The organism is Leifsonia sp. PARNA 1/14 (assembly GCF_055720965.1).
This window is the reverse complement of record NZ_JBVQSP010000005.1, coordinates 158,255-161,827: the sequence shown is the minus strand read 5'-3', so window position 1 is coordinate 161,827 and position 3,573 is coordinate 158,255. Positions and strand designations below refer to the sequence as shown.

5 protein-coding genes are annotated in these 3,573 nt (G+C 67.8%); 4 read left to right on the top strand and 1 reads right to left on the bottom strand.

Going from position 1 to position 3,573, the window contains the following annotated elements; translation table 11 throughout:
- From ftsX to AC0HS0_RS14435, 4 genes are all read left to right on the top strand, one after another.
- On the top strand, positions 1-834 hold an 834-nt coding region (ftsX, locus tag AC0HS0_RS14450; protein ID WP_472964740.1), incomplete at its 5' end, for a permease-like cell division protein FtsX.
- A gap of 67 nt (positions 835-901) precedes the next feature.
- Entirely contained in the window at positions 902-1,378 is a 477-nt protein-coding gene (smpB, locus tag AC0HS0_RS14445; protein ID WP_055919602.1) for an SsrA-binding protein SmpB, read from the top strand.
- A gap of 46 nt (positions 1,379-1,424) precedes the next feature.
- Entirely contained in the window at positions 1,425-2,201 is a 777-nt protein-coding gene (locus tag AC0HS0_RS14440) for a tyrosine-protein phosphatase (protein ID WP_472964739.1), read from the top strand.
- Positions 2,202-2,284: 83 nt separating this feature from the next.
- On the top strand, positions 2,285-2,983 hold the full coding sequence (locus AC0HS0_RS14435) for a DUF5666 domain-containing protein (protein ID WP_472964738.1): 699 nt from the start codon (positions 2,285-2,287) through the stop codon (positions 2,981-2,983).
- Positions 2,984-3,036: 53 nt separating this feature from the next.
- Here the strand turns inward: AC0HS0_RS14435 and AC0HS0_RS14430 are convergent.
- A partial coding sequence (locus tag AC0HS0_RS14430; RefSeq protein ID WP_472964737.1) for an SIMPL domain-containing protein occupies positions 3,037-3,573 on the bottom strand: 537 nt, incomplete at its 5' end.

Here is a 3,573-nt window from a genome sequence, read left to right as displayed (position 1 = left end):
CTTCTGGTGACTTTCATCTCGCTGACCTTCGTCGGCACCGCCGCCCTCTTGCAGCTGCAGATCGCGCAGATGAAGACCTACTGGTACGACCGCGCCCAGGTCGCGGTGTACATGTGCACGGAGACGGACAACTGTCCAGGAGGCGCGGCGACCGATCAGACCGTCGCGTCGGTCAAGAAGCAGCTGGAGTCGCCGGAGCTGGCGCCCTATATCCAGAAGTTCTACTTCCAGGACCAGAAGCAGGGCTACGAGCAGTTCAAGCAGCAGTTCAAGGGCAATCAGATCGCCGATTACGTCACGCCGGACATGATCCCGCAGACGTTCTGGGTCAACCTCAAGAATCCCAACCAGTCGGACGTGCTGACCGAGACGCTGCAGAGCTCTCCGGGCGTGCAGAGCGTCGTCGACCAGCGCAGCTACCTCGACCAGATCTTCAACATCCTGAACGCCGCCAGCCTGACCGCGATCGGCATCGCCATCCTGATGCTCGTCGCAGCCGTGCTGCTGATCGCCACGACGATCCGCCTGTCCGCGTTCTCGAGGCGCCGCGAGATCGGCATCATGCGCCTGGTCGGAGCCTCCAATCGCTTCATCCAGACCCCCTTCATCATCGAGGGCGTGATCGCGGCGCTGATCGGCTCCATCTTGAGCTGTGTCGTGATCTGGCTGCTCGTGCAGTACTTCGTGCGCGGATTCCTGAGTCCCAAGATCCCGTCGATCAACTTCGTCGGGATGGACCAGGGCTGGCTGGTGATCCCACTTCTCATCGTCGTGGGCGTCGTGCTCGCCGCGGCCTCCGCCAACTTCGCGATCAAGCGGTATCTGAGGGTCTGACGCGTATAGACTGGTCTGCTGCCCGGCGACGTGCCGGGCAGCACCATCTTCGACGTCAGGAGCAGCTGTGCCCAGGGAACGTGGCCAGAAGGTCGTGGCCACCAATCGCCGAGCGCGTCACGACTACACCATCGAGGACACCTACGAGGCGGGCCTCGTGCTGACCGGCACCGAGGTGAAGTCGTTGCGCGAGGGGCGCGCGTCGCTCGTCGACGGCTACGCGTTCGTCGACGGCGGGGAGGCCTGGCTCGACGCCGTGCACATCCCCGAGTACCTCGACGGAACCTGGAACAACCACGCGCCCCGTCGCAAGCGCAAGCTCTTGCTGCACAAGGCCCAGATCGTCAAGATCGAGAACAAGGTCAAGCAGGGCGGGTACACGATCGTGCCGCTCTCGATCTATTTCAGCGACGGCCGTGCCAAGGTCGAGATCGCGATCGCCAAGGGCAAGCGCGAGTACGACAAGAGGCAGGCGCTGCGCGAGCGCCAGGACAACCGCGAGGCTGAACGGGCGATGTCCAGCAGGCGTCACCTCGGCGAGTGATCCGCGCGTGCGGCGTCCTGTCGGAAGCGGATGGCAGGATGAGCACATGAGCACGCACGACGAGGGGACGGGCGGCCGGGTCACCGACGCCGTGGCCGAGCGGATCCCCGTGAACGGCACGTACAACTTCCGCGATGTGGGCGGCTATCCCGTCGCCGAGGGGGTCGTGCGCAGGGGCAAGCTGTTCCGGTCCGACGGCCTCGCCCGACTCGGCGACCAGGGCCGGCAGGCGCTGCAGGAGCTCGGCGTGCGCGTCGTGATCGACCTGCGCGACGACTTCGAGACCCAGGTGATGCCCGACGACGTCGACGGACTCGACCTCCAGCGCCTCCACCTGCCGGTGTTCGAGGGCTCGGGGGCGTCCGCGTCGACGATCGGCGTCACGCTGGCCGGGCTCTACGAGAAGATCCTGCTGCAGCACCGCGATGTGGTCGTGCGGGCGCTGCGCGAGATCGCCGACAGCGGCGAGGAGGCCGTGGTCGTGCACTGCACTGCGGGCAAAGACCGCACCGGTATCGTCGTCGCGCTCGCGCTGAGCGCCGTGGGCGTCGACCGTGAGACGGTCGTCGCCGACTACGCGGCAACGCAGGCCAATCTCGACGGCGAGTGGCTGGAGGGGATGATCGCGCTGGTGAAGAGCCACGGCGTGGAGGTCACCCCCGCCCTGCGCGTCATCCTCGGCGGGAGCCCGCCTGCTGCGCTCGAGGAGTCGCTCGACCTGCTCGACCGCGAGTTCGGGGGCGTGCGCGAGTACCTTCTCGACTCCGGGCTGAACGAGGTCGAACTGGCCAAGCTGCGGTCCGTGCTGGTGGAGCCGGCCTGAGCGTTGGAGCGGCGCCGGCATTCACATCCAAGCCATAACCGTCTCCCAGCCGGAATGCGGTTCGATCAGGTGTTCTTGTGAGTATGGACGACACCCAGCCCACCGAGCCGCTGCCGCCGCAGCACCCGCCGTACGGGCAGCCGCAGCAGACGTACGGGGCTCCGCAGCAGCAGTACGCGCCCGGGCAGCAGCAGTACGCGCCCGGTCCGCGGCCCACGGCGACGGCCGAGCCGTTCTATAAACGTCACGGGCTGGCGTTCGCGATCTCCACGCTGGTGCTCGCCGTCATCCTGCTGATCGGCATCGCCGGAGCCGGTGCGTTCGCCGTGGGATCGGTGCTGTTCCACCGGGGCTCCTCGATCTCTCACCAGTTCCAGGGCGGCGATCGGGCACCGGTTCCGGCGCCGGGCCAGGGCGGCAAGAACGGCGGCGGCCAGAACGGCAAGAACGGTGGCGGGCAGAACGGCCGTCAGGACGAGGGCCCGATCGCCAAGGGCGTGGTCCGCGGCAGCGTCACGAAGATCGCCGGCTCCGCCTGGACGATCACCACGACACGAGGCGCGTCCATCACGGTCGACACCTCATCGTCGACTGTGTACGGGGCGCCCGGGCAGACGCAGAAGGCCTCCGACTTCGCCGTCGGCGACGAGGTCATCGTCATCGGCGAGCGTTCGGGCGCGACGGTGACGGCCACGCGTATCCTCAAGGTCTCCGACCTGCCGATCCGGCCTCCGTCGCTGCCGGGTTCGACCGCGACCCCGGGTGCGACGCCCGGAGGCTGAGCGCTGCGACATCCGTCGCGAATGTCGCGATTCGTGACGAATCCGGGAGGGCGTCAGCTCGCCGTGAACCGGGCGTGCACCTGCACCGCGACCGTGATGTCCTCCGGCTTGAGCGCGAGTGTCGCGCCCCCGAAGTCCGCGCTCATCGCGCGGGCAGCCAGTGGTACGGGTTGGCCGGGGGCCGCTCCGTCGCCCAGCATTCCCGGATCGCTCAGGGCGAGAGGGCGCACGCTGCTGAGTCCGAGGCTCGTGGCGTAGACGGTCGCCTTCGCCACCGCGTTCTCGACGGCCCGACGCCGCGCCTCCTGTGTGATCGATTGCCGGCGAGCCTCCGTCAGGGTCCAGGTGACACCCTGGATCGTGACGCCGTCGAGCATCGAGACGACGCCCACCCAGTCGGACAGTGCCGTGGGCTCACTGAAGGTGACCTCGATGCCGACCTCCGCATGATAGATCGGGGAGAGTCGGCGGCCGTCCTGGTTCCACGGACGGTCGCCCCAGACGTGCAGCCGATCAGAGGACCACGCGGTCACCGGGCCGCTCTGCGGATTGTGCAGCTCGCGGAGCTCGGACAGGAGGGACGCCTGTCG